This window comes from Variovorax sp. P4_B10, assembly GCF_056402375.1.
Window position 1 is genome coordinate 25755 of record NZ_JBFUHN010000015.1, and the last position, 24820, is coordinate 50574.

Consider the following 24820-nt stretch of genomic DNA (forward strand, 5'->3'; position numbering starts at 1 on the left):
AAAAATGACAACGAACCCACCCATGACGCCGCGCAGTACCAAGGACCTGCCGGCGTACTTCGCACAGGGCCATCGCCCCGAGTACCTGCTGTTCTGGGGCCACCAGGCGCCGAAGAGCGGCGTGAACAAGAGCTGCTTCAGCCAGTGGTTCGAGGCCGGATTCACGGTCGACGGCGTGGGGTATCGCACGGCGGAGCATTTCATGATGGCCGGCAAGGCACGCGTGTTCGGCGACACCGCAACCTGCGAACGCATCGTCGCGGCGCGCACACCCGGCGAAGCCAAGAAGCTCGGCCGCGAGATCCGCAACTTCGACGAAGCGGCGTGGGTCGAAGCGCGTTTCGACATCGTCACGCGCGGCAATGTCGAGAAGTTCTCGCAGAACGCCGCGCTCGGCGCCTTCCTGCTGGGCACCGGCCATCAAGTGCTGGTGGAAGCCAGTCCGGTCGACGCCATCTGGGGCATCGGCCGGGCCGCCACCGATCCCGCGGCCCAGGACCCTCGCGAATGGCGCGGCCTCAACCTGCTGGGCTTCGCGCTCATGGCGGCGCGCGATGTGCTGAGGGCCGCACGATGAGCGCCGCGCGCTACCAGGGCTGCCTGCTCGGCCTGGCCTGCGGCGATGCCGTGGGCACGAGCGTCGAGTTCAGCCCGCGCGGCAGCTTCGCGCCGGTGACCGGCATGCACGGCGGCGGCCCCTTCGACCTGGAACCCGGTGAATGGACCGACGACACCTCGATGGCGCTGTGCCTCGCGGCGAGCCTGATCCATTGCCAGGGCTTCAATGCAGCCGACCAGATGAACCGCTATTGCAACTGGCGCAACGTGGGCTACATGAGCAGCAACGGGCGCTGCTTCGACATCGGCGGCACCGTGTCGGCCGCCCTCACCCGCTACCTCGCATCGGGAGATCCTTTCTCCGGCAACCCCGATCCGCGCACCGCGGGCAACGGCGCGTTGATGCGGCTCGCGCCGGTGCCGATGTTCTTCGCATCGAGCGTCGCAGCCGCCTGGCAGCAGGCTGGCGAGAGCACCCGCACCACGCACGGCGCACTGGAGGCCATCGAATGCTCACGGCTCTTTGCCCTGCAACTGCGCGCGGCGCTGCAGGGCGGGGGCAAGGCGGCGATTCTTGCCACCGCGCCGCTGGAGCCCTTGAGCGAGAAGGTTGCCGCACTGGGGCGCGGCGACTACGCATCGAAACCGCGGGAGCGCATCAAGGGCTCGGGCTACTGCGTCGAATCGCTCGAGGCGGCACTCTGGTGCTTCGCGCACACCGACTCGTTCGAAGCGGCCGTGCTGGCCGCAGTCAATCTTGGCGATGACGCCGACACCACCGCCGCGATCTGCGGGCAGTTGGCGGGAGCCTTCTACGGCATCGACGGCATTCCGCCGGGCTGGCTGCGTCAGCTCGCGATGCGCAGCGAGATCGAGCAGATGGCGAACCAGCTGCTGGCACTGGCGCGCTGAGCAGAAGCCCCTGCATCACTCCTGCGGCACCGCGACAGCCTCGCCCAGGCGCCGCGCGTCGAGCTGGCTCCCGCCCTGTGCCAGCGTCACCCCCACCACCGCATTGCCTTCGTCGCGCCTGAAGACGAACTGCGCCCCGATGGCGGTCACCGCAAAGCGGTCGTTGCCGGTGGGCGTGAGCGCGTTGTAGCCCCGCCCCGTCTCGCGCACCAGCAGCTTCGAGCCGCGCACCGTGAAGCTCAGCGCCTGGGTCTGCGTGATGCGGAACTCGCCCTTGTAGTCGTCCAGACGTTTCGGATCGATCGGCATCTCGGCCGTCGGCACCGGATAGCGGCTCTTGCCGATGGCCAGCATCACCGGCTGCAGCGGCGCGCGCGCATTGCTGCTGAGCACGATCAGCGCCTCGCCGGTGTCGGGTGCGAGCAGCCAGAGCGTGCGGTAGCCCTCGGTCACGCCTGCGTGGTAGTAGGTGCGCCGGCCACCGCCGGGGCCGCGCACCATCACCGCATAGCCGATCTCCGCGCCCTCGTAGCGCGCCAGCGGCGTGAGCATGCGCGCAGCGGCCGGGCCCAGCGGGCCGTTGGCGCCCGCGAGGATCGCACGGCTCAGCACCAGCATGTCGGCGGCGGTGGAGCGCAGCGCGCTGGCCGGCGCGTAGGCCGTCATGTCGAGCAGCGGCTGGCGCCGGTCGCCGGCGAAGCACGGGGCCATGCGCGAAGCCTTGTCGCCGAGCGGGATCACGGTGTCGTTCATGCCCAGCGGCTCGGTGATGCGCGCACGCACCAGCTCGCCCCACGAGGTGCCGTAGCGCTCAGCCAGCAGTTGCCCGAGCAGCGCCATGCCGAAGTTGCTGTAGCTGCCCTCGCAAGGCGGCGCGGCGGCCGTGAGCTTGATGCGCGACAGCGCCGCCCAGAACATCGGCTTGTCGAAGGTGCGGAACTGCTCCGCCAGCGCTGGGCCGCCCGTCACGCCATCGGCCATCACGGGCATGCAGCCGGTGTGCGTGACGAGCTGCTTCAAGGTCACCGAAGCCACCGCGGGCGGCACCCCTTCGACCTTGCCCGCAAGCAGCTTGCCCACCGTGTCGTCGAGCGTCACGTCGCCGCGCTCCACCGCCTGCGCCAGCAGCAGGCCCGTGAAGACCTTGGTGACGGAGCCGATCTCGAACATGGGCTGCTCGGCACTGTTCGGCTCGACAGGGCGCGGGGTCGATGGCGGCTCGGGGTTGTAGGCCGCACCGTACGAGGCCTTGCCGTTGCGCAGGATGCCGACCACCAGCGTTCCCCGCTCGGCGGCAAGGGCCGCCCTGGCCAGCACGGCGGGGTCGCTCGCCAGCGTCAGCGGTTGCTGCTGTGCGACCGCGCTGCCCGCCAGCGCTGCAAGAAGCCAGGCCGCGAACCAGCGGCGGTACAGGGCGGGGGGCAGGAGCCGCATCGTCGAATTCCTCGGGCGTCGTCGTCGAACAGGCGCCATCGTGCCATGCCGATGTAACGCGCGGGCCCCGGCCACAATCGGTGCATGCGTGCATTGCTCACCACCTTCTCCTGGCAGGAACTGCGCCACCACCCCTGGCGCAACGCGGCGGCCGTGCTGGCCGTGATGCTGGGCGTGGCGCTCGCGTTCTCGGTGCAGCTCATCAATGCCTCGGCACTCGACGAGTTCTCGAGCGCCGTGCGCTCGGTCAATGGCCAGCCGGACCTCGAAGTGCGCGCCGTGCAGGGCGGCTTCGACGAGGCCGTGTTCGCGCGGCTGGCCCGGCATCCGCAGGTGACGCTGGCGAGCCCGGTGCTCGAACTCCAGGGCCTGTCGCTGGCCGGCGGCGAGCGACAGGTGCCGATGCGGGTGATCGGCGTCGATGCGCTGGTGCTCCCCACGATCGCGCCCGCGCTGATGCCGCAGCCCGCGGCCGGCGCCGATCGCTTTGCGCTGTTCGCGCCGGGCCATGTGTTTCTCAACGCCGCGGCGCGCAACGTGCTGGGCCTGCCGACGCAGGCGAGTGTCGGTACCACCGAGACGGTGCAATTGCGCAGCGGCGCGGCATGGCATCGGCTCGATGTGGCAGGCCATGTCGCCGCCAGCGGCGCCGCGCTCGCGGTGATGGACATCGCGGCTGCGCAGGATCTTTTCGACCAGACCGGCCGGCTCAGCCGCATCGATCTGCGGCTCGCGCCCGGCACCGACCGCGCGGCCTTCATCGCTTCGCTGCAGAAGTCGCCCGGCTGGCCCGCGGGCGTGCAGTTCGCAGAACCCGGCGATGCGGCGGAGCGCGTGAGCAACCTGTCGCGCGCCTACCGCGTCAACCTGACGGTGCTGGCGCTGGTGGCGCTGTTCACCGGCGCGTTCCTGGTGTTCTCGGTGCTGGCGCTCAGCGTCGCCAAGCGCGCGCAGCAGTTCGCGCTGCTCGGCGTGCTGGGCCTCACACCCCGCGAGCGGCTGCGGCTGGTGCTGGCCGAATCGCTGGTGCTGGGCCTGATCGGCAGTGCGGCCGGCCTCGCGTTGGGCACCGCGCTCGCCGCTTTTGCGCTGCGGGTGCTGGGCGGCGACCTGGGCGGCGGGTATTTCGAGGGCGTTGCGCCCAAGCTGCACTGGAGCGGCAGTGCCGCGCTGCTGTACGGTGGGCTCGGCGTGCTGGCGGCACTGGTGGGCGGCTGGTGGCCCGCGCGTGCGGCGCAGGCGCTGCCCGAGGCGCAAACGCTCAAGGGGCTGGGCGCCGCGCCGACGCAGGGCAGGAGCCACTGGCTGGCGCTCGCGCTGATCGCGGTCGGCGCGGCGCTGGCGAACATCCCGGCCATCGGCGGCATTCCGGTGGCGGCGTATCTCTCGGTGGGCTGCCTGCTGGTGGGCGGCATCACCGCCCTGCCCTGGCTGATCGCACTGCTGTACGACCGCATCGCGCCGGTGTTCGCGCGGCGCGTGCTGCCGATGCTGGCCATCGAACGCGCCAGGCGCATGCGCGGCACGGCCGCCGTGGCGGTCAGCGGCGTGGTCGCAAGCCTGAGCCTGGCGGTCGCGCTGACGGTGATGGTCGCGAGCTTTCGCGAATCGGTGACGCACTGGCTCGACGTGGTGTTGCCGGCCGACCTGTACGTGCGCGCCACCTCGGGCGGACGCGGCAGCAACAGCGGCAGCACCAGCAGCACCGACACGGCGACCTTCTCGCCAGCGTTCGTGCAGGCGCTGGCCCAATTGCCCGGCGTGGCGCGCACGGGCACGCTGCGGACCCAGTCGCTGCAGCTCGATGCCTCGCAGCCGGCCGTGGCGCTGATCGCGCGGAGCCTGGAAGGGAGCGCGTCGCAGTCGCTGCCGCTGGTGGGCACTGCACTGGCCGTGCCCGAAGGGCAGATCGGCATCTACGTGAGCGAGCCGATGGTGGAGCTGTATGGGGCAAAGCCCGGGACAGTGTTCAAGCCACTGTCGGATGCGCTGGGTGTCGCCACATCGTCGACAACTGCGCACAGCTTCTTCGTGGCGGGCGTGTGGCGCGACTACGCCCGGCAGTTCGGTGCGATCACGATGGATGCGCGGGACTACGAGCGCATCACCGGGCGGCGCGATGTGAGCGACATTTCCCTGTGGCTCGCACCGGGCGCGGCGGAGGGCACCGTGCAGGCGGCGGTGCGTGCGCTGGCGGCGCGCCAGGGCGATGCATCGCCGCAGTCAGTCGAGATCGCGTCAGTGGGCCAGATCCGCGCGACCTCGCTGCGCATCTTCGACCGCAGCTTCGCGGTGACCTACTGGCTGCAGGCCGTCGCCATCGCCATCGGCCTGTTCGGCATCGCAGCGAGCTTCAGCGCGCAGGTGCTGGCGCGGCGCAAGGAGTTCGGGTTGCTCGCGCACCTGGGGTTCACGCGGCGGCAGGTGCTGGCGGTGGTGGCGGGCGAAGGCGCTGCGTGGACGGCCATCGGCGCCGTGGCGGGGCTGGTGCTCGGGCTGGCCGTGTCGGTGGTGCTCGTGAAGGTGGTCAACCCGCAGAGTTTTCACTGGACGATGGACCTGCTGGTGCCGTGGGTGCGATTGCTCGCGCTGTGCGGCGCAGTGGTGGTGGCCGGCACCGTCACCGCCTGGCTGGCGGGGCGGGCCGCCGCGGGCAAGGATGTGGTGCTGGCCGTGAAGGAAGACTGGTAGGCCCCGACGCCTACTTTGCCGGTGTCAGCTGGATCCGCTCCACCGTTTCCTTTTCCACCGCCCCGCGGCTGTAGACCAGCGGCACGTACTTGCCTTCGAGCCACAGCGGCGCGAGATCGCGGTAGTTGGGGCTGTCGGGGTTGCCCGACTGGCCCGGCGTGTTGATCACGCGCGAAGCGTCCCAGTTGCCCACGTCGAGCACCATGCGAAACGAGGCCCCCGACGTCAGCTTGTAGTCGCTCGCCCGATAGCTCGCCGCCATCGGCGTGAAGCCGGAGCCGGACATCGGCCAGTCGCCCACGTCGAGCTTCTTTCGCGTGGCGGCATCGACCACGTTGCCGAGCGGATGGCGGAACTCGGCGCGGTGCAGCGCTCCCCACTTCCAGGCCTTCATGTCGGGCCCCAGCTTGGCGGTCAGCTCCTGCATCGCGGTCGGCAAGGTCTGCAGCAGCAAGGCATCGCGCTGCGCATTGCTGACCCAGCCGAACGGGTTCTCGAGCAACAGCACCGTGCGCGTGTTGTCACCAGGTGCAGCCAATGACGAAGCCGTATCGCCCGCCCCCGCCTTGAGCACGGCCGCACGCAAGGCCTTGCTGCTCCACACCTCGTACAACGCAGCCGCCGCACTGTCCCGGTCCATCGTCCCGTCCCACCCCTGCAGCAGACTCAGGCCGGCAGCTGTCTGTGCATCGTCGCTGCGCAATCCGGCCAGCAGCTTGAGCAGCCGCTGCGCAGGCGTCGCCACGATGTCGTTCTGCATGCGCTCCGAGTCCTCGAGGGTGAAGCGCGAGCCTGCCGACACCTTCGCCGCGAACAGTTCCTTGAGACGGCGCGCGCGAGCGGCATCGCTCCATTCGTAGCCGATGCCCTTCTTCGCAGCGGGATGGTCGGGCGGAATGTTGTTCTCGTTCGCGGTCACCACATAGCCGCGCGCAGGGTTGAACTCCGAAGGCAGCTCGTCGCCGTTGCGGAAGCCCGACCATTCGTAGCGCCCGTCGCCCGGCACGGGCATCAACCCGTCCCAGTTGGGGCGGATGGGCGTCAACCCGCCCGGAATCCAGCCGACGTTGCCGCTGCTGTCGGCGTAGACCTGGTTCTCGCCCGGCGCGCCCCAACGGTTCATCGCGGCACGGAACTGGTCCCAGTTGCGTGCGCGCATGTAGTCCATGGAACCGAAGTACGGCGCCATGCCGGGCTCCAGCCAGGCGGCGCGCAGCGCATAGGCGCGCTGCTTGCCGGGCTCCGACAGCAGCACCGGGCCGTGGCGCGTGAAAGTATTGACCACCTCGCGCGGCGCACTCTCGCCGCGCACCGCGATGCGCTCGGTGACGCGCGTCATCGGCTCCCAGCGGCCCTGGTAGCGGTACTCGTTGGGGTTGCGCGGATTGAGCTGGTACACGTACAGGTCTTCCTGGTCCATGTAGAAGCGCGTGAGGCCGAAGGCGATGGTTCCGTTGTGCCCGATCGACAGGCCCGGCAGGAAGGGCTCGCCCGCGCCGATGGCGTCCATGCCGGGCGCGCTCAGGTGCGTCATGTAGCGCAGGCTCGGCGCACCGTGCGAGCGGTGCGGGTCGTTGGCCAGGATGGGGCGTCCCGTGGACGTGAGCTTCGGCGAAATGACCCAGTTGTTGCTGCCGTAGGCGCTCGTGGGGTCGCCTTGCGTGGCYTGTTGCGGCTCCTGCTCTGCCCTCGCCGCAGCCGATTCGGGGCTGCCGGGCAGCAGGGCGACCGGCGTGGAGGCCGCACCCGCATTCATTCCAACCCGCGTGTTGGCCTTGGTGAACTGCGGCGACTCGGTGGCGCGCATGTAGGCCGCGCGCAGTTCGGTCGCCGGAATGTTGCAAGGGTCGAGCCCGACCGGCACTTTGGGCGTGACCGGCGGATCGAGCTCGCGGCGCAGCCAGTCGGCCTTGATGCCCGGCCCGCCCGCGCAGAAGGCGCGAGCGCGGTCGACTTCGGAGGTGAAGTTGAGCGTGAGGCCGTGGTGCCGGATGCGCACCACGTCTTCAGGCGACCAGGCGGCCGGCTGGTAGCCGAGCAGCGCGAACTCGGTCGGCAGCAGCGCGGGCTGTGCGCGTACCTGCGCGACATAGGCATTGACGCCAGCCGTGAAGGCCTCGGCCACGCGCTTGGCATCCGAGCCGTAGGCCAGCCATTCGCGGTACATGTCGCCGCGGTAGAGCACGGCGCGCGCGGCGCGGTCGCTCTCGACCCAGGCGGGACCGAAGTCCTTGGCCATTTCGCCGAGGCCGCGCTTGCGCCACAGGTCCATCTGCCACAGCCGGTCGCGTGCGGCGATGAAGCCCTGCGCCACGAAGGCGTCGTAGAGCGTGCCGGCGTACAGGTGCGGCACGCCCCAGCGGTCGACCAGCACCTCGGCGGGCTTCTCGAGGCCCGGCACGGCGAAGGATGAAGAGGGGCGTGTCGCCGTTTCTCCATTCGGGGGGCCTGACGCGCAGCCGGCAAGTGCGATGGCCGCGAACGCCACGACGCCGATGGAAAGCCGATGGCTCGGCATGCGCCGCGATGCGGGGCGCAGGTTCTTTCTTTTCATGTGTCTCGTCTCCTGCCTGTTGGTGGCAGCGCACAGTATCCCGATTTATGCGCCCGCCGGGTTGCAAGGCATGACTTGTAGACTGGCACGCTATGCAGCAACCACTTTCTTCCTCCTCCTGCAGCGGCTGGCTCGGCGGCGCGATCCGCCGCATCGAGGCCGACTACCAGCGCAGCGCCGACACCCACCTGATCCCGCTGCCCCTGCCCGCGCTCGCCGCGCAGGGCATCGACCTGTACCTGAAGGACGAATCGACCCACCCGACCGGCAGCCTCAAGCACCGGCTCGCGCGCTCGCTCTTTCTCTATGCGCTGTGCAACGGCTGGGTGCGCGAGGGCACGACCATCGTCGAGGCGTCGAGCGGCTCGACGGCGGTGAGCGAGGCCTACTTCGCGCGGCTGCTGGGCCTGCCCTTCATCGCGGTGATGCCGCGCAGCACCTCGCCCGAGAAGATCGCGCAGATCGCCTTCTACGGCGCGAGCTGCCACTTCGTCGACCACGCGGCGCAGGTGTACGAGGAGGCCCGGGCGCTGGCCGAACGCACCGGCGGCCACTACATGGACCAGTTCACCTACGCCGAGCGCGCCACCGACTGGCGCGGCAACAACAACATCGCCGAGAGCATGTTCCAGCAGATGGCGCGCGAGCGGCATCCGGTGCCGGCCTGGATCGTGGTGGGCGCGGGCACGGGCGGCACCAGCGCCACCATCGGCCGCTACCTGCGCTTTCGCTGCCACGACACGCAGGTGTGCGTGCCCGACCCCGAAGGCTCGGTGTTCTCGGCCTACCACCGCACGGGCGACGCCGCGCTGACGGCCGTCGGCTCGCGCATCGAAGGCATCGGCCGGCCGCGGGTGGAGCCGAGCTTCATTCGCACGCTGGTCGACCGCATGATCGAAGTGCCCAACCTCGATTCGGTGGCGGCCATGCATGCGCTGTCGGCGCTGCTGGGGCGCAAGGTCGGGCCTTCGACCGGCACCAACTTCGTCGGCATGCTGGCCATTGCGCAGGAGATGCGCGCGGCCGGGCGGCAAGGCTCCATCCTTTCGCTGCTGTGCGACGCGGGCGAGCGCTACCTGCCGAGCTACCACGATGCGGCGTGGGTGCAGAACGCATTCGGCGACATCGGACCGGCGCAACAGCGCATCGACGCGCTGGTTGCGGGGTGATGCTGTCGCCCTCGCTCCGCCTGTCGCGGCGCAGCCTGCTGCTCGCCGCGCTGGCCGCCGGGCCCGCGGCCTGGGCCTTGCCCCCGCGCACGCTGCAGTTCCCGCGCGACTTCGGCAGCCATCCCGATCTGCGCACCGAGTGGTGGTACATCACGGGCCACGCGAAGAACGCGGCGGGACGCGAGTTCGGCTTCCAGGTAACCTTCTTCCGTTCGCGCGTCGAAGCCACGCAGGACATGCGCTCGGCCTTTGCGGCGAAGAATCTCGTCTTCGCGCACGCGGCCGTCACCGATCTCGAAGGCCGCGTGCTGCTGCACGACCAGCGCATCGCACGCGCCGGCTTCGGCATCGCATCGGCCGGCGAGACCGACACCGACGTGCGCCTGCGCGACTGGTCGCTGATGCGCAAGGACGGCGGCTATTCGGCGCGCATTCCGGCCGGCGAGTTCACGCTCGACCTGCGCTTCACGCCGACGCAGCAGGTTCTCCTGCAAGGCAACGCCGGCCTCTCGCGCAAGGGGCCCGAGGAAGCGCAGGCGAGCTACTACTACAGCGAGCCCCAGCTGAAGACGCAAGGAAGGCTCACGCTCAAGGGCCAGGCCTTCGAGGTCGGCGGCGTCGCCTGGCTCGACCACGAATGGAGCGAGGCGCTGATGCACCCCGACGCCGTGGGCTGGGACTGGATCGGCATGAACCTGGACGACGGCAGCGCCCTCACCGCCTTTCACTTGCGCCGCAAGGACGGCAGCGCTTTGTGGAGTGGCGGCTCGTTCCGCACAGGCGACGGTGCGCTGCGTGTCTTCAAGAACGACGAAGTGCGCTTCGAGAGCGTCAACGCGTGGACCAGCCCGCGCACGCGGGCGTTGTACCCGACGCAGTGGCGCGTGCAGACGCCATCCGGCAATTTCGAGGTGCGCGCCCTGCTCGACGACCAGGAACTGGACAGCCGCGGTTCGACTGGCGGCGTGTACTGGGAAGGCCTCAGCGACCTGCTCGATACCCAGGGGCTCCGTGTGGGACGCGGCTATCTGGAGATGACGGGCTACGCTGCGCCGCTGCGGTTGTAGTCCTGTGCGGGGCGCAGCTCAGTTGCTCTGCTGCGCGTTGTGTCCGGGGCGCGTGCACAGGCCACCGGGTACTCCCCTCCGCGAATGTCCCCCGCTTCGCTCCTCCTTTATTTCGCTGCGGGGAGCACCCGGTGCCCTGTGCACGATGAGCGCTGCTCTCGTGCTGGCCGATCAACCGCTGCGCTGAGCGATCACGCCGACGGTGTGCTCTGCGCAGCGAAATAAAGGAGGAGGCATGCGGCCCTAGGCCGCGCCGGGGGACATTCGCTTCGCTGCGCACACTGTCGGCGGGATCGCGCCCTGAACAGCGCCTTTCAAATACAACATTGCCGAAAAAGAAGGCGAGGTATGCATCCGTTTTAGGGTCGGAAGCGTAAGTCCCCCATGAACATCCATCACCACCTGAGAACGCTGGTCATCGCCAGCGCCCTGCTGTCGATCAGCGCCTCCTTCGCCGTCGCGGCGCCACCCGACGTCGCAATCAAGCCGCTGGAGACCACGGACTCCGTCATCAGCGACATCAGCGCGAGCGACCGCACGCGTCCTTTCCTGCCCGGAGAAAAACTGCTGTACTTCACGAACATCAAGAACGGGGACCAGGTGAAGTCACCGTTTCGCGTCGCGTTCGTGGCTTCGGGCATGGGTGTCGCGCCCGTGGTCGCCGGTGAAATCAAGAACACCGGCCACCACCACATCCTGATCGACATGCCGCTGCCGGTCGACATCAAGGCGGCGATTCCCTTCGACAAGCCCGGCGAGTACCTGCACCAGCACTACAAGCACTACGGCAACGGCGAGACGGAAGCCGTGCTCGACTTGCCGCCCGGCAAGCACAAGCTGCGCCTGCTGTTCGCCAACCACGCGCATGTGCCGTACTACGTGGCCAGCCGGGAGATCGAGATCACCGTGCTTCCGAAGGCCAACTAGCAGCCCTCGCGACAGGCGCGTTCAGTGCGACGAGCCTGGCCCGCGCCCCTTGCGCCGGTCGATGAACGCAATGATCTCGCCCATGATCCCCTTGCGGAAGGCCAGCACGCAGATCACGAAGATCAGGCCCGTGACCATGGTCACCGACTCGCCCAGCGTGTTGAACCAGTCCACCGTCGTGATGCGCGCGAGGAAGTTGCCCAGTTCGCCGATCTTGTTCTCGAGCAGCACCACCACCGCCGAACCCACCAGCGGCCCCGACAGCGTGCCCAGACCGCCCACCAGCGTCATCAGGATGACCTGGCCCGAAGCGGTCCAGTGCACGTCCGACAGCGTGGCAAAGCCCAGCACCAGCGTCTTGAGCGAGCCGGCCAGCCCCGACAGCGCGGCCGAGATCACGAAGGCCAGCAGCTTGAAGCGGCTCACGTCGTAGCCGAGCGAGAGCGCGCGCGGCTCGTTTTCCTTGATGCCCTTCAACACCTGCCCGAACGGCGAATGGATGGTGCGCACGATCAAGAGGAACGCGGCCACGACGATGACCAGCGCGACGTAGTACATCGTGAGGTCGTTCGCGAGGTCGACAACGCCGAAGAGCTTGCCGCGCGGCACGCCCTGCAGGCCGTCTTCGCCGCCCGTGAACTTGGCCTGCAGCGCAACGAAGAACATCATCTGCGCGAGCGCCAGCGTGATCATCGCGAAGTAGATGCCCTGGCGCCGGATGGCCAGCACACCGAACAGCCAGCCCAGCAAGGCGCCGGTGAGCGTGCCCGCGATCAGGCCCAGCTCGGGCGTCAGGCCCCAGACCTTCATCGCATGCCCCGCGACGTACGCGGAGCCGCCCAGGAAGGCCGCGTGCCCGAAGGACAGCAGGCCGGTGAAGCCCAGCAGCAGGTTGAAGGCCGCGGCGAACAGTGCGAAGCACATGAGCTTCATCACGAACACCGGGTAGGCGCCGAGGAACGGCGCCGCGATCAGTGCGACCAGCAGCAAGGCGTAGACGACGGTAGAGATCTTTTTCATGTTCATGCCGCTCGCCTTACTTCTCTTTGCCGAACAGGCCGGCGGGGCGAATCAACAGCACGATGACCATGATCACAAACACAACCGTAGACGAAGCCTCGGGATAGAAAACCTTGGTGAGCCCCTCGATCACACCGAGCCCCAGGCCCGTGAGGATGGCGCCCATGATGGAGCCCATGCCACCGATCACGACCACCGCGAACACCACGATGATCAGGTTCTGCCCCATCAGCGGCGACACCTGCATCACGGGTGCGGCCAGCACGCCGGCGAAGGCCGCGAGCGCGCAGCCGAAGGCGTAGGTCAGCGTGATCATCAGCGGCACGTTGACACCGAAGGCTTCCACCAGGCGCGGGTTCTCGGTGCCGGCGCGCAGATAAGCGCCCAGGCGGGTCTTCTCGATCACATACCAGGTGGCGAAACAGATCACCAGCGATGCAACGACCACCCAGGCCCGGTAGTTGGGCAGCACCATGAAGCCCAGGTCGGTGGCGCTCGACAGCGCATCGGGCGCATCGTAGGGCAGCCCCGAGACGCCGTAGACCGAGCGGAACACGCCTTCGATCAGCAGCGTGAGGCCGAGCGTGAGCAAGAGGCCGTAGAGGTGGTCGAGCTTGTAGATCCAGCGCAGCAGGAGCCGTTCGATCACCACGCCGAAGAGGCCGATCAGGATCGGCGCCGCAATCAGCATCACCCAGTAGTTGATGCCCAGATATTCCATCGCCATCCAGGTCAGGACGGCGCCCAGCATGAACAGCGCGCCATGCGCGAAGTTGATGACGTTGAGCAGGCCGAAGATCACCGCCAGCCCGAGGCTCAGGATGGCGTAGAAGGAGCCGTTGACCAGCCCCAAAAGGAGCTGGCTCAACAGAGCGGGAAGGGAAATGGTCATAAGCGTTTCAACGAACCCGGGCGCCGGGGCGCCCGCGGGAGATCACTTCCAGAGGGCGCACTTGCTCTCGGCCTTGGTCGTGAAGACGTCTTCACCCTTGAGCTTCTGGATCACCTTGTAGTAGTCCCACGGCTGCTTGGATTCGGCCGGCGACTTGACCTGCACCAGGTACATGTCGTGCACGAAGCGGCCATCGGCGCGGATGGAACCCTTGGCGTAGAAGTCGTCGATCGGCGTCTTCTTGAGCGTCTCCATCACCTTGTCGGCATCGACCGTCTTGGCGGCCTGCACGGCCTTCAGGTAGGTCATGGTGGCCGAGTAGTCGGCCGCCTGGATGTCGGTGGGCATGCGCTTGGTCTTCTCGAAGAAGCGCTTGCCGAAGGCGCGCGTCTTGTCGTCCAGGTTCCAGTCCCAGCTGGTAGTGAGCAGCAGGCCTTCGGTGTTCTTCAGGCCCAGGCTGTGCACGTCGGTCACGAACACCAGCAGGCCGACCATCTTCATGGTCTTGGTGATGCCGAATTCCTTGGCGGCCTTGATCGAGTTGATGGTGTCGCCGCCCGCATTGGCCAGCGCCAGCACCTGGGCCTTGGAGTTCTGTGCCTGCAGCAGGAACGACGAGAAGTCCGAGGTGTTGAGCGGATGCTTGACGCTGCCGAGCACCGTGCCGCCCTTCTCCTTCACGACCTTGGTGGCATCGCCTTCGAGGGCCTGGCCGAAGGCGTAGTCGGCCGTGAGGAAATACCAGCYCTTGTCGCCGCGCTCGATCACCGCGCTGCCGGTGCCCTTGGCCAGCGCCACGGTGTCGTAGGCGTAGTGCACGGTGTACGGGGTGCACTGGTCGTTGGTGAGCGCCGAGCTGCCGGCGCCGTTGACGATGAAGACGCGCTTCTTCTCCTGTGCCACCTTGGCCATGGCCAGTGCGGTGCCCGAGCTGGTGCCGCCGAACAGCATCGTCAGGCCTTGCGTGTCGATCCACTCGCGTGCCTTGGAGGCAGCGATGTCRGCCTTGTTCTGGTGGTCGGCCTGCAGCAGCTCGATGGGCATGCCGTTGACCTTGCCGCCGAAGTCGTCGATGGCCATCTGGATCGCGAGGGCGCCGTTCTTGCCCTCCACGTCCGCATAGAGGCTCGACATGTCGGTGATGAAGCCGATCTTGACCTTGTCCTGGGCCTGGGCGGCGCCGGCGGCCAGTGCTGCGGCGGCAAAAACGGCGGTGAAGGCAAACGCTTTTTTCATGGGAGGTCCTCAGTGGGATATCGGTCGGTTATTTCCAGAGCGCGCACTTGGACTCGGCCTTGGTGGTGAACACCGTGTCGCCGGGCAGCTTCTTCACGAGCTTGTAGTAGTCCCAAGGGGTCTTCGATTCGGCGGGCGACTTGACCTGCATCAGGTACATGTCGTGCACGTAGCGGCCATCCGCGCGGATCTGGCCGGAGCCGAAGAAGTCGTTGAGCTTCATCTGCTTGAGCTCGGCCATGACCTTGTCGGCGTCGTCCGACTTGGCTGCATCCACCGCCTTCAGGTAGGTCATGGTGGCGGAGTAGTCGGCCGCCTGGATCTCGGTCGGCATGCGCTTGGCCTTGTCGAAGAAGCGCTTGGCGAACTTGCGGGTGTCGTCGTTCAGGTCCCAGTACCAGCTGGTGGTGAACTGCAGGCCTTCGGTGTTCTTCAGGCCCAGGCTGTGCACGTCGCTCAGGAAGATCAGCAGGCCGGCCAGCTTCATGGTCTTGCCGATGCCGAATTCCTTGGCGGCCTTGATGCTGTTGACGGTGTCGCCGCCCGCATTGGCCAGGCCGAGGATCTGGGCCTTGGAGTTCTGCGCCTGCAGCAGGAACGACGAGAAGTCGGACGCGTTGAGCGGATGGCGCACCGCACCGACGATCGTGCCGCCCTTGGCCTTCACGACGGTGGAGGTATCGGCCTCGAGCGCATGGCCGAAGGCGTAGTCGGCCGTCAGGAAGAACCAGGTCTTGCCACCGCCGTCGACCACGGCCGCGCCGGTGCCCTTGGCCAGCGCCACGGTGTCGTACGCATAGTGCACGGTGTAGGGCGAGCACTGGTCGTTGGTCAGCGCCGACGATGCGGCGCCGTTGTTGAAGTACACCCGCTTCTTCTCGGCCGCCACCTTGGCCAGCGCCAGGCCGACGCCGGAGTTGGTGCCGCCGAACAGCATCGTCAGGCCCTGCGTGTCGATCCACTCGCGCGCCTTGGAGGCGGCGATGTCGGGCTTGTTCTGGTGGTCCACCGTCAGCAGCTCCACGGGCTTGCCGGCCGCCTTGCCGCCGAAGTCGTCGATCGCCATCTGGATCGCCAGCGCGCCGTTCTTGCCTTCGAGGTCGGCATACAGGCTCGACATGTCGGTGACGAAGCCGATCTTGATCTTGTCTTGAGCCTGCGCCTGGGCGGCTGTAGCCAGCGCCAGCGCGCCGAAAGCCAGGGCGAATGCGGTGAGCTTGTTTTTCATGTGTGTCTCCAGCAGAAGCAACGAACGGTGAATGAACCTAGACGCCGAGCAACTCGGTGAGCACGGGCATCTTGGCTTCGAGTTCGGCAGCGCCGAACTTCTCCACGATGCGGCCGTGTTCCATGACGTAGAAGCGGTCGGCCAGCGGTGCCGCGAAGCGGAAGTTCTGCTCGACCATGACGATGGTGTAGCCCTTGGCGCGCAGCATGGTGATCATGCGGGCCAGCGCCTGCACGATGACGGGCGCCAGGCCTTCGGAGATCTCGTCGAGCAGCAGCAGCTTGGCGCCGGTGCGCAGGATGCGCGCCACCGCCAGCATCTGCTGCTCGCCGCCCGACAGGCGCGTGCCCTGGCTGTGACGCCGCTCGGCCAGGTTGGGGAACATGGCGTAGATCTCTTCGACCGACATGCCCTGCGACACGCCCGATCCCGTGCCCTTCAGCTCGGGCGGCAGCATCAGGTTTTCCTCGCACGAGAGGCTGGCGAAGATGCCGCGCTCTTCCGGGCAGTAGCCGATGCCCAGGTGGGCGATGCGGTGCGTCGGCATGCCGATGGTCTCTTTGCCGTTGACCTCGATGCTGCCCTTGCGGGCGCCCGTGAGCCCCATGATGGCGCGCAGCGTGGTGGTGCGGCCCGCGCCGTTGCGGCCCAGCAGCGTGACGACCTCGCCGGGCTGCACGACCATGTCGACACCGTGCAGCACGTGCGATTCGCCGTACCAGGCTTGCAGCCCCTTGATTTCCAGTGCCGCTGTCATCAGTGGGCGCCCTGCAGTTGGCCGTCGGTGGTGCCCATGTAGGCTTCCATGACCTGGGGGTTGTTCGAAACCTCGGCGTAGGGGCCTTCGGCCAGCACGGCGCCGCGCTGCAGCACGGTGATGGTGTCGGCGATGGTCGAGACCACGCTCATGTTGTGTTCGACCATCAGGATGGTGCGTCCGGCCGACACGCGCTTGATGAGTTCGGCCACGCGGTGTACGTCTTCGTGGCCCATACCCTGCGTGGGTTCGTCGAGCAGCATCAGCTCAGGCTCCATGGCCAGCGTGGTGGCGATCTCGAGCGCGCGCTTGCGGCCGTAGGGCAGGTTCACGGTCTGCTCGTCGGCGAGTTCCTCGAGGCCCACCTCGGCCAGCAGCTCGCGCGCACGCGCGTCGAGCGGCTTGAGCGACTTCTCGCTCTTCCAGAAGTGGTACGAGGTGCCGAGCCGGCGCTGCAGGCCCAGCCGCACGTTCTCCAGCAGCGTCAGGTGCGGGAACACCGCCGAGATCTGGAACGAGCGGATGATGCCGCGCCGCGCGATCTGTGCGGGACGCTCGCCCGTGATGTCATGCCCGTTGAACAGGATCGTGCCGGTGGTCGGCTCCAGGAACTTGGTGAGCAGGTTGAAGCAGGTGGTCTTGCCGGCGCCATTGGGGCCGATGAGCGCGTGGATCGAGCCGCGCACCACCGAGAGGTCGACCTTGCTGACCGCAGTGAACCCCTTGAATTCCTTGGTGAGCTGCCGTGTTTCGAGGATGACGTCGCTCATCTCGCGAGGTCGCCCGGGGTCGGAAAAAAGTAGTCGGTCATGCAGTCCATCTCGGCGCGCCACCATGGAGCGCGGACCGATTGTTCGTGCGCGACTCACACTTGGATACTGGGGCAAATGCCTATGCTGCACTGCAACCTGCATGCAGCGGAGAAGTTATGCACGATCACCGACTGTCGTCGCAGTGACAATGGCGCCTTCCGCCCGGGCAAACAAAAACCCCCAGGTCTTCGCGACGAAGCCTGGGGGTGATGAGGATGCGCGCAATCAGTGCGCGCCGGCTGCGGCGTCTCCGCCGGCCCCGCCGCGTTGCGGCCGCGCCAGCCACACCAGCGGGATCAGCAACAGGAACAAAATCGCCGATGCATAGAAGATGTCGTTCGTGGCCAGCATGAACGACTGCTGGTCGACGATGCGGTTGAGCTGCCCCAGCACCTGCTCGGTGCTGAAACCGCTGCTGGCCAGGCCCGACATTGCGCTGGTCGCCGCGTTGTTGCCCTGGTTCACCGTCTCGGCCAACTGGGAGTGATGCAGCGCCGCGCGGTTCTCCCACAGCGTGGTGGTGATCGACGTACCCATCGCGCCCGCCGTGATCCGCAGGAAGTTCGACAACCCCGACGCGGCCGGGATGCGGTCCGGCGTCAGGCCCGACAGCGTGATCGTCACGAGCGGGATGAAGAAGAACGCCATCGCGATGCCCTGGATGATCGTCGGGATGATGATCGTCACGAAGTCGGCCTGCGTGTTGAAGTTCGACCGCATCCACAGCACCAGCGCGAACACCAGGAACGAGAAGGTCGCATAGCGGCGCGGGTCGATCTTCGCCACCGTGAGCCCCACCACCGGCGAGAAGAAGATCGCCAGCAGCCCCACCGGCGCCATGATCATCCCCGCCTGCGTCGCGGTGTAGCCCATCCACTGCTGCAGCCACAGCGGCAGCAGCACCACGTTGCCGAAGAACAGGCCGTAGGCCACGGCGGTTGCCACGGCGCCCGACCAGAAGTTGCGGCGCTTGAAGAGCGACAGGTCGACCACCGGGTGCTTGTCGGTCAGCTCCCAGATCAGGAAGAACGCGAAGCCGACCACGGCCACCACCGCCATCGTGACGATCTGCGGCGAATGGAACCAGTCGAGCTCCTTGCCCTTGTCGAGCATCAGCTGCATCGAGCCGACCCACAGCACCAGCAGCGCGAGCCCGATGGCGTCGATCGGCACCTTGCGCGTGGTGCTCTCGCGCTTGCGGTAGAGCGCCCAGGTGATCGCGGCCGCGACGATGCCGACGGGGATGTTGATGTAGAAGATCCACGGCCACGAGATGTTGTCGGTGATCCAGCCGCCGAGCAGCGGCCCCATCACCGGCGCCACCAGCGTCGTCATCGACCACATGGCCATCGCGAGGCCAGCCTTGGCGCGCGGGTAGCTCGACAGCAGCAGCGTCTGCGACAGCGGAATCATCGGACCGGCAACGAAGCCCTGCAGCGCGCGGAACAGGATCAGCGTCGTCATGTTCGGCGCGAGGCCGCACAGCAGCGAAGCGATCATGAACAGGATCACGCTGGCCATGAACAGGCGCACCTGGCCGAAGCGCTGGGTCATGAAGCCCGTGAGCGGCACCGCGATGGCGTTGGCCACCGCGAAGCTGGTGATGACCCAGGTGCCTTGCGTGGTGCTCACGCCCAGGTCGCCCGAGATGGCCGGCAACGACACGTTCGCGATCGACGAGTCGAGCACGTTCATGAAGGTTGCCGCAGAAAGCGCGATCGTGCCCCAGACGCGGGCAGAGCCCTCGAGCGGCGGATGCGCTACGTAAGCGGGAGCGGCGGTGGCCATTGCGCGTGCTGTTTAAAGAGATCGCGCGATCAACCGGGCTGGCCTTGCGCTGCCACCTGGGCACCGACAGCTGGCGTCGCCGAGGCCGGGCGGTGTGCCGGTGCGACAGCAGCGGTGGCCGGCGTGCCGCGGCCGAGGTTGGCCGCGACGATGCGGTCCACTTCGGCATCGGCGCCGCGGTCGAGCTGGCTGTAGACCTGCGTCTGCGTCAGCGCACTGCCGCGCGGCGCGTCGGCGAGCATCTTGCCGGTCTTCTTCGTGATGTCGATCTCGGCGTCCATCGAGAGGCCGATGCGCAGCGGGTTGGCCTTGAGCTGCTCGGGGTCGAGCGCGATGCGCACGGGCACGCGCTGCACCACCTTGATCCAGTTGCCGGTGGCGTTCTGTGCCGGCAGCAGTGCGAACGCACTGCCGGTGCCGACGCCGAGGCCCGCGACCTTGCCGCTGTATTCGACCTTCTTGCCGTAGACGTCGGCCGTGAGCTTCACGGGCTGGTCGATGCGGATGTTGCGCAGCTGCACTTCCTTGAAGTTGGCGTCGACCCACAGCTGGTTGAGCGGCACGATCGACATCATCGGCGTGCCGGCGGCCACGCGCTGGCCGAGCTGTACGGTGCGCTTGGCCACATAGCCGTCGACCGGGGCAGGCATCGCGACGCGCTGCGTGGCGAGATAGGCCTCGCGCACCTTGGCGGCGGCGGCCAGCACGCTCGGGTGCTGCGCCACGCTGGTGCCGTCGGTCAGCGATTGGTTGCTGACGAGTGCTTCGCGTGCGGCGACCACACCGGCCTGCGCCGCCGCGAGCTGGCTCTTGGCCGTATCGAGCTGCGTTTCGGCGTGGTTGAGTTCTTCCTTCGACACCGCGCCATTGCCCGACAGCGCACGGCGGCGCTGCAGGTCGTCCTGTGCCTTAGCGATGTCGCTCTGCGCCTTGACGATGTCGGACTGGCGCAGCGTGACCTGCGCGGCCAGCGAGCCGTTGTTGGCGTACAGCGTGCGCACCTGGCGCACCGCCTGCGCGAGCGCGGCTTCGGCCTGCTCGAGCGAGACCTTGGCATCGGCCGGGTCGAGCTGCACCAGCGGCTGGCCGGCCTTCACGAAGTCGGTGTCGTCGGCGTTGATGGCCATGACGGTGCCGCCGATCTGCGGCGTGATCTGGATGACGTTGCCCTGCACGTAGGCGTTGTCGGTGTCCTCGTAGTGGCTGGCGACCAGCCATTCGTAGAGGCCCCAGCCGCCGCCGGCGACGATCACCACGGCCGCCAGTGCGGTCAGCGCGCGGCGGCGCTTGCCGTTGCCGGCGGGCGCTTCAGGTGCAACAGAGGCTGCGGCAGCAGCGGGCGTCGGAGTGTTGTTGTCGCTCATGGTGAAGTTCTTTCCGAAGACGAAGAAGTCGAGTCAGTTCAGTTCAGTTCAGTTCAGTGCGGCCGACGGGGCCGAAGCCGTGGCCGTGGCCGGGGGCTGCCAGCCGCCGCCCAGCGCGCGCGCCAGGGCCACCTGCGTGTCGAGCGCGCGCGCGGCGAGATCGACAGCCAGCCGGCGTTGCGCGAGCACGGCGGTTTCTGCCGTCAGCACATTGAGGTAATTGCCCAGACCGGCGCGATAGCGCTGCACGGCGATGTCGTAGGCGCCTTCGGCGGCCGTTTGCGCGGCGCGCTGTTCGGTCTGCTGGCGGATGATCGACTGGGCGCTGGAGACCTGGTCGGCCGCGTCGCGCACCGCATCGATGACGCTGGCGTTGTAGCTTTCGATCGCCACGTCGAGATCGGCCGACTTGCCGCGCAGGTTGGCGCGCAGCTTGCCGCCTTCGAAGATCGGCAGGCTGATCGCCGGACCCACGCCCCACTGCTCGCTGCCCGACTTGAGCAGCTTGCCGAAGCCGAGGCTCTGGAAACCGACGAAGGCCGTGAGGTTCACGTTGGGATAGAACAGGGTCTTGGCGTTGGCCACGTCGCTGGTGGCCGCTTCGACGCGCCAGCGCGCAGCGGCGATGTCGGCGCGGCGGCCCAGCAGGTCTGCCGGGATGTTCGCCTGCAAGGCCATCGGCTTGACGGCCGCCAGCACCGGCGGCTTGAGGGATGCCGACACGTCGGGCTGGCCCACGAGCGCATCGAGTGCATGCTGCTGCAGCGCGATCTGTTCGTTGAGCGCCTCGATCTGCTGGCGCGCTTCAGGCAGGCCGCCCTCGCTCTGGCGCAGTTCCAGGCGGGTGTCGAGGCCGGCGGACACGCGGTCGCGCACGAGCTTCAGCGTTTCATCGCGTTGCGCCAAGGTGCGCTGGGCCACGGTGAGCTGGTCGTTCAGGCGCGCCCACTGGAAGTAGCTGCGCGCCACGTTGCTGGCGAGCAGCACGCGTGCGGCATCGGCATCGGCCGCCGCTGCATTGGCGGCGCCGATGGCGGTGTCGAGCGCGGTGCGGTTCTTGCCGAAGAAGTCGAGCTCCCAGCTCGCGCCGAGCTGCAGCAGGCCGATGTTCTGCGTCGAGCCGCCGAGCGGTGCCGGGTAGATGTAGTTGCTGTTGAACTTCTGGCGATTGAGGCTGAGTTCGCCTTCGACCTTGGGCTTGAGGGCCGATTCGGCAATGTCGCTCGATGCCTGCGCCCGCACGAGCCGCGCACGCGCGACCTGCAGGTTGGGGTTGCCGGCCACGGCCTGGTCGATCAGCGTGTCGAGCTGCGCATCGCCGAAGGCCAGCCACCACTGGCTGTCGAGGCTCGGCGCGGTGGCAGTGCCGGTGTTCGCGGCAATGCCCAGCGAAGAAGCATCGCGCAGCCTGGCCTGCGAGCCGATGCCGGCCATGTCGGCGCAACCGGCCAGTGCGACCACCAGCAGTGCGGCGGCCACGACGGGAGTGCGACGCACAGCGCGCACGGCGAGGGAATCATTCATTTTTATCTCCACGGGCCGCGAGGGCCTGCGCGTTGTCGAGGATGCGGCGCAGGTAGCCCTTGAGCTGCTCCCATTCCTCGGTGGTGAAACCTGCAAGGTGCTCGTTCTGCACGCGGCTCAGCACGTACGGCACTTCCTTGGCGGCGGCACGGCCTTCTTCGGTGAGTTCGATGTTGACCACGCGCCGGTCCTCGAGCGAGCGCACGCGGCGGCACAGGCCCTTGGCCTCGAGGCGATCGAGCAGCCGGGTCATGGCGCCGGTGTCGAGTTCGCAAGCCCGGGCCAGTTCGGCCACCGTGGTGGCCGCGCCCACGTGCAGCTTGTACAGCGGCACCCACTGCGGGTAGGTTGGACTGCCGGGTTCGCACATGCGGGTTTCCACCGACTGCCCCACCGCCGACACGATGCGGCGCATCAGATAGCCAATGCTCTCCTCGGCCTTGTAGGTCTCCGCCCGGTAGAAAACAGGCGGCTGACGCACAGCGCCATCGGGGACCGACGAGCCTTTGGGGATCTTTGCATCGCTCATGGACTGAATATTAGCTGCCATGACAGTTATTGTCAAGGCTGCCTTTGTAGGGGCAGCGGTTCGGTAGAATCCGCCCCCATGGCTTCTTCCCCACCGTCTTCCATGGCCAAGGGCTCGCCCCGGTCGCTGTCGGGCCTGAGCCCCTTTCTTCGGCCCTACCGCGTGCAGATCGTTCTGGCGGGCCTTTTCCTGGTGATGGCGGCTGTCACGACGCTGGTGTTTCCGCTCGCACTGCGCAGCCTGATCGACGGCGGACTGATCAGCGCCGACAAGGGCGCCCAGACCATGGCGCTGCGCGAGCATTTCGGCGCCCTCTTCGCGGTGGCCGTCGCCCTGGGTGTTTTTTCGGCCGCCCGCTTCTATACGGTGAGCTGGCTGGGCGAACGCGTCACGGCGGATTTGCGCAACGCGGTGTACGGCCATGTGCTGCGCCAGAGCCCGGCCTTCTTCGAGACGACGCAGACCGGCGAGGTGCTCTCCCGCCTGACGGCCGACACCACGCTCGTGCAGACCGTCGTCGGCTCGTCCCTGAGCATGGGCCTTCGCAACGCGGTGATGGGCGTGGGCGCACTGGCGGTGCTGGTCTGGACCAATCCCTATGTGATGGTGCAGGTGCTGGGCATCCTGGTGCTGGTGGTGCTGCCGAGCATGTGGTTCGGCCGGCGGGTGCGCAAGCTCTCGCGCGCCAGCCAGGACCGCGTGGCCGATTCGAGCGCCATTGCCGCCGAAGTGCTGAATGCGATCCCGGTGGTGCAGAGCTACACGGCCGAGGCGCGCGAGGCGGCCCGCTTCGACGCTTCGACCGAGAACGCCTTCCGCACCGCCGTGCGCCGCACCAAGGCGCGCTCGGTGCTGGTGGCCTTCATCATCATCGCCACCTCGGCGGCGCTGCTCTGGGGCCTCTACCAGGGCACGCAGGCCGTGCTGCGCGGCGACATCACGGCGGGCCACCTCGGCCAGACCGTGGTCTACGTGGCCATCCTCGCGAGCGCAACGGCCGTGCTCGGAGAGGTGTACGGCGACCTGCTGCGCGCCGCAGGGGCCACCGAGCGCCTGATGGAACTGCTGCATGCGCCGGCCGTCATCTTTTCGCCGCCGAATCCGGCGGTCACGCCGATCCCGGCGGCGGGCAGCGCGATCAGGTTCGATGGCGTGACTTTCCATTACCCCTCGCGGCCAGGTACGCCGGCACTGCGCGACTTCAGCCTCGACATCGCGCCGGGCGAGACGGTGGCACTGGTCGGCTCCAGCGGCGCAGGCAAGAGCACGGTGTTCCAGCTGCTGCTGCGCTACTACGACCCGCAGTCGGGCCAGCTGCTGCTCGACGGCACACCGCTCGCGTCGCTCGCCCTGCCCGATCTGCGCACCCGCATCGGCCTCGTGCCGCAGGACGCCGTGATCTTCTCGGCCAGCGCCTTCGAGAACATCCGCTACGGCCGGCCCGAAGCCACCGCCGACGAAGTGCATGCCGCGGCCCGCGCCGCCTTCGCGCACGACTTCCTGCAGGCGCTGCCCGAGGGCTACGACACCTTCCTCGGCGAGCGCGGCGTGCGCCTGTCGGGTGGACAGCGCCAGCGCATCGCCATTGCGCGCGCGATTCTCAAGAACCCGCCGTTGCTGCTGCTGGACGAAGCCACCAGCGCACTCGACGCGGAAAGCGAACGCATGGTGCAGGCAGCCCTCGAATCGGCCATGGAAGGCCGCACGACGCTGGTCATTGCGCACCGCCTGGCGACCGTGCAGAAGGCCGACCGCATCATCGTGCTCGACCACGGCGGCATCGTCGAACACGGAACGCACGCGACGCTGGTGGCGCAGGGCGGCGTCTACGCCCGCCTGGCCGCCCTTCAGTTCACGGCCTGAACCGCCTGAACCTGCCTGCTGCAGCAATTGCAGCAGCGGCTTACTGCAGCGTTTCCTTGAGCGCGGCCGGGATCGGCAGCGGCATCACCGCGATGCCTTCGTCCAGCAGCGCCTCGGTCTGCTCGGGGGTCGCGTGGCCGCGGATGCCGCGCTCTTCGGCTTCCCCGTAGTGCATCTTCCGGGCTTCTTCGGCAAAGCGGTCGCCGACGTCCTCGGTTTTCGCGATGACCTCGCGCACGGCACGCATCCAGCGGGCCTCGAGCGAAAGCTCGGCTGGCACTTGCGAAGGGACAGCGGGTGCGGCTTCTGCCGGCGCCTTGGGGTTGCCGAGATTGAGGCGCGGCGCGCTCAGCAGCTTGACGATGGCGGTGTCGCCGCAGACCGGGCATTCGACCAACCCGGCCGCGAGCTGGGTGTCGAAGGCCTCGTTGGACGCAAACCAGCCCTCGAAGCCGTGGCCGTGCGCGCAGCGGAGATTGAGGACCTTCATGCGCG

Annotated in this window: 20 protein-coding genes; 7 read left to right on the forward strand and 13 right to left on the reverse strand. The window is 67.9% G+C overall.

Going from position 1 to position 24820, the window contains the following annotated elements:
- Positions 1–4 precede the first annotated feature (4 nt).
- Positions 5–577: an NADAR family protein gene (locus AC1DXX_RS09850; RefSeq protein ID WP_478133996.1), complete on the forward strand. Its 573-nt coding sequence runs from the start codon at positions 5–7 to the stop codon at positions 575–577.
- Positions 574–1470: an ADP-ribosylglycohydrolase family protein gene (locus AC1DXX_RS09855; protein WP_478133997.1), complete on the forward strand. Its 897-nt coding sequence runs from the start codon at positions 574–576 to the stop codon at positions 1468–1470. The genes AC1DXX_RS09850 and AC1DXX_RS09855 overlap by 4 nt, the downstream gene beginning before the upstream one ends.
- Positions 1471–1485: 15 nt before the next feature.
- Here AC1DXX_RS09855 and AC1DXX_RS09860 read toward each other — a convergent pair whose 3' ends face one another.
- Positions 1486–2904, reverse strand: coding sequence for a serine hydrolase domain-containing protein (locus AC1DXX_RS09860; protein ID WP_478133998.1), 1419 nt, complete (start codon positions 2902–2904; stop codon positions 1486–1488).
- A gap of 84 nt (positions 2905–2988) precedes the next feature.
- On the opposite strand from AC1DXX_RS09860, the gene AC1DXX_RS09865 reads away from it, so the two are divergent.
- A complete protein-coding gene (locus tag AC1DXX_RS09865; RefSeq protein WP_478133999.1) occupies positions 2989–5595 on the forward strand; it encodes an FtsX-like permease family protein in 2607 nt (868 codons plus the stop codon).
- 10 nt (positions 5596–5605) lie between these two features.
- On the opposite strand, the gene AC1DXX_RS09870 is transcribed toward AC1DXX_RS09865, so the two are convergent.
- Positions 5606–8149: a penicillin acylase family protein gene (locus AC1DXX_RS09870; RefSeq protein WP_478134000.1), complete on the reverse strand. Its 2544-nt coding sequence runs from the start codon at positions 8147–8149 to the stop codon at positions 5606–5608.
- A 92-nt stretch (positions 8150–8241) separates the two neighbouring features.
- Between AC1DXX_RS09870 and AC1DXX_RS09875 the strand changes: the two genes are divergently transcribed.
- From AC1DXX_RS09875 to AC1DXX_RS09885, 3 genes are all read left to right on the forward strand, one after another.
- Complete coding sequence (locus AC1DXX_RS09875; protein WP_478134001.1) at positions 8242–9318, forward strand: PLP-dependent cysteine synthase family protein; 1077 nt, start codon at positions 8242–8244, stop codon at positions 9316–9318.
- Positions 9318–10385, forward strand: coding sequence for a lipocalin-like domain-containing protein (locus tag AC1DXX_RS09880; protein ID WP_478134002.1), 1068 nt, complete (start codon positions 9318–9320; stop codon positions 10383–10385). Before AC1DXX_RS09875 ends, AC1DXX_RS09880 begins: the two co-directional genes overlap by 1 nt.
- A 384-nt stretch (positions 10386–10769) precedes the next feature.
- A complete protein-coding gene (locus AC1DXX_RS09885; protein WP_478134003.1) occupies positions 10770–11312 on the forward strand; it encodes a DUF4399 domain-containing protein in 543 nt (180 codons plus the stop codon).
- A 21-nt stretch (positions 11313–11333) separates the two neighbouring features.
- Here AC1DXX_RS09885 and AC1DXX_RS09890 read toward each other — a convergent pair whose 3' ends face one another.
- The 10 genes from AC1DXX_RS09890 to AC1DXX_RS09935 form a co-directional block, all read right to left on the reverse strand.
- Positions 11334–12338 (reverse strand): branched-chain amino acid ABC transporter permease, encoded by a 1005-nt coding sequence (locus AC1DXX_RS09890; protein WP_478134004.1) that lies wholly within the window; start codon positions 12336–12338, stop codon positions 11334–11336.
- A gap of 10 nt (positions 12339–12348) precedes the next feature.
- Positions 12349–13224 (reverse strand): branched-chain amino acid ABC transporter permease, encoded by an 876-nt coding sequence (locus tag AC1DXX_RS09895; RefSeq protein ID WP_478134005.1) that lies wholly within the window; start codon positions 13222–13224, stop codon positions 12349–12351.
- A 42-nt stretch (positions 13225–13266) separates the two neighbouring features.
- Positions 13267–14460, reverse strand: a complete 1194-nt coding sequence (locus AC1DXX_RS09900; protein ID WP_478134006.1) for an ABC transporter substrate-binding protein — start codon at positions 14458–14460, stop codon at positions 13267–13269.
- Between the two features lie 28 nt (positions 14461–14488).
- Positions 14489–15688, reverse strand: a complete 1200-nt coding sequence (locus AC1DXX_RS09905) for an ABC transporter substrate-binding protein (protein WP_478134007.1) — start codon at positions 15686–15688, stop codon at positions 14489–14491.
- A 37-nt stretch (positions 15689–15725) separates the two neighbouring features.
- Positions 15726–16445 (reverse strand): ABC transporter ATP-binding protein, encoded by a 720-nt coding sequence (locus AC1DXX_RS09910; protein WP_478134008.1) that lies wholly within the window; start codon positions 16443–16445, stop codon positions 15726–15728.
- A complete protein-coding gene (locus tag AC1DXX_RS09915; RefSeq protein WP_478134009.1) occupies positions 16445–17215 on the reverse strand; it encodes an ABC transporter ATP-binding protein in 771 nt (256 codons plus the stop codon). Before AC1DXX_RS09915 ends, AC1DXX_RS09910 begins: the two co-directional genes overlap by 1 nt.
- Positions 17216–17482: 267 nt before the next feature.
- Positions 17483–19045 (reverse strand): DHA2 family efflux MFS transporter permease subunit, encoded by a 1563-nt coding sequence (locus tag AC1DXX_RS09920; protein WP_478134010.1) that lies wholly within the window; start codon positions 19043–19045, stop codon positions 17483–17485.
- 29 nt (positions 19046–19074) lie between these two features.
- Entirely contained in the window at positions 19075–20409 is a 1335-nt protein-coding gene (locus AC1DXX_RS09925; protein WP_478134011.1) for an EmrA/EmrK family multidrug efflux transporter periplasmic adaptor subunit, read from the reverse strand.
- A gap of 48 nt (positions 20410–20457) precedes the next feature.
- Positions 20458–21933 (reverse strand): efflux transporter outer membrane subunit, encoded by a 1476-nt coding sequence (locus AC1DXX_RS09930; RefSeq protein WP_478134012.1) that lies wholly within the window; start codon positions 21931–21933, stop codon positions 20458–20460.
- The gene (locus AC1DXX_RS09935; protein ID WP_478134013.1) at positions 21926–22462 is read right to left on the reverse strand and encodes a MarR family winged helix-turn-helix transcriptional regulator; all 537 of its coding nucleotides are present in this window, start codon (positions 22460–22462) and stop codon (positions 21926–21928) included. The genes AC1DXX_RS09930 and AC1DXX_RS09935 overlap by 8 nt, the downstream gene beginning before the upstream one ends.
- A gap of 78 nt (positions 22463–22540) precedes the next feature.
- Here AC1DXX_RS09935 and AC1DXX_RS09940 point away from each other — a divergent pair, with 78 nt between their 5' ends.
- Positions 22541–24325, forward strand: coding sequence for an ABC transporter transmembrane domain-containing protein (locus AC1DXX_RS09940; RefSeq protein ID WP_478134014.1), 1785 nt, complete (start codon positions 22541–22543; stop codon positions 24323–24325).
- Between the two features lie 40 nt (positions 24326–24365).
- On the opposite strand, the gene AC1DXX_RS09945 is transcribed toward AC1DXX_RS09940, so the two are convergent.
- Positions 24366–24815: a DUF1178 family protein gene (locus AC1DXX_RS09945; RefSeq protein ID WP_478134015.1), complete on the reverse strand. Its 450-nt coding sequence runs from the start codon at positions 24813–24815 to the stop codon at positions 24366–24368.
- Positions 24816–24820: the final 5 nt, after the last annotated feature.

What these genes read in the sequence shown, in the direction of transcription:
- AC1DXX_RS09850 (WP_478133996.1), top strand. Translation starts at nt 5, where the DNA reads ATGACAACGAACCCACCCATGACGCCGCGCAGTACCAAGGACCTGCCG.
- AC1DXX_RS09855 (WP_478133997.1), top strand. Translation starts at nt 574, where the DNA reads ATGAGCGCCGCGCGCTACCAGGGCTGCCTGCTCGGCCTGGCCTGCGGC.
- AC1DXX_RS09860 (WP_478133998.1), bottom strand. Translation starts at nt 2,904, where the DNA reads ATGCGGCTCCTGCCCCCCGCCCTGTACCGCCGCTGGTTCGCGGCCTGG.
- AC1DXX_RS09865 (WP_478133999.1), top strand. Translation starts at nt 2,989, where the DNA reads ATGCGTGCATTGCTCACCACCTTCTCCTGGCAGGAACTGCGCCACCAC.
- AC1DXX_RS09875 (WP_478134001.1), top strand. Translation starts at nt 8,242, where the DNA reads ATGCAGCAACCACTTTCTTCCTCCTCCTGCAGCGGCTGGCTCGGCGGC.
- AC1DXX_RS09880 (WP_478134002.1), top strand. Translation starts at nt 9,318, where the DNA reads ATGCTGTCGCCCTCGCTCCGCCTGTCGCGGCGCAGCCTGCTGCTCGCC.
- AC1DXX_RS09885 (WP_478134003.1), top strand. Translation starts at nt 10,770, where the DNA reads ATGAACATCCATCACCACCTGAGAACGCTGGTCATCGCCAGCGCCCTG.
- AC1DXX_RS09890 (WP_478134004.1), bottom strand. Translation starts at nt 12,338, where the DNA reads ATGAACATGAAAAAGATCTCTACCGTCGTCTACGCCTTGCTGCTGGTC.
- AC1DXX_RS09895 (WP_478134005.1), bottom strand. Translation starts at nt 13,224, where the DNA reads ATGACCATTTCCCTTCCCGCTCTGTTGAGCCAGCTCCTTTTGGGGCTG.
- AC1DXX_RS09905 (WP_478134007.1), bottom strand. Translation starts at nt 15,688, where the DNA reads ATGAAAAACAAGCTCACCGCATTCGCCCTGGCTTTCGGCGCGCTGGCG.
- AC1DXX_RS09910 (WP_478134008.1), bottom strand. Translation starts at nt 16,445, where the DNA reads ATGACAGCGGCACTGGAAATCAAGGGGCTGCAAGCCTGGTACGGCGAA.
- AC1DXX_RS09915 (WP_478134009.1), bottom strand. Translation starts at nt 17,215, where the DNA reads ATGAGCGACGTCATCCTCGAAACACGGCAGCTCACCAAGGAATTCAAG.
- AC1DXX_RS09920 (WP_478134010.1), bottom strand. Translation starts at nt 19,045, where the DNA reads ATGGCCACCGCCGCTCCCGCTTACGTAGCGCATCCGCCGCTCGAGGGC.
- AC1DXX_RS09925 (WP_478134011.1), bottom strand. Translation starts at nt 20,409, where the DNA reads ATGAGCGACAACAACACTCCGACGCCCGCTGCTGCCGCAGCCTCTGTT.
- AC1DXX_RS09930 (WP_478134012.1), bottom strand. Translation starts at nt 21,933, where the DNA reads ATGAATGATTCCCTCGCCGTGCGCGCTGTGCGTCGCACTCCCGTCGTG.
- AC1DXX_RS09935 (WP_478134013.1), bottom strand. Translation starts at nt 22,462, where the DNA reads ATGAGCGATGCAAAGATCCCCAAAGGCTCGTCGGTCCCCGATGGCGCT.
- AC1DXX_RS09940 (WP_478134014.1), top strand. Translation starts at nt 22,541, where the DNA reads ATGGCTTCTTCCCCACCGTCTTCCATGGCCAAGGGCTCGCCCCGGTCG.
- AC1DXX_RS09945 (WP_478134015.1), bottom strand. Translation starts at nt 24,815, where the DNA reads ATGAAGGTCCTCAATCTCCGCTGCGCGCACGGCCACGGCTTCGAGGGC.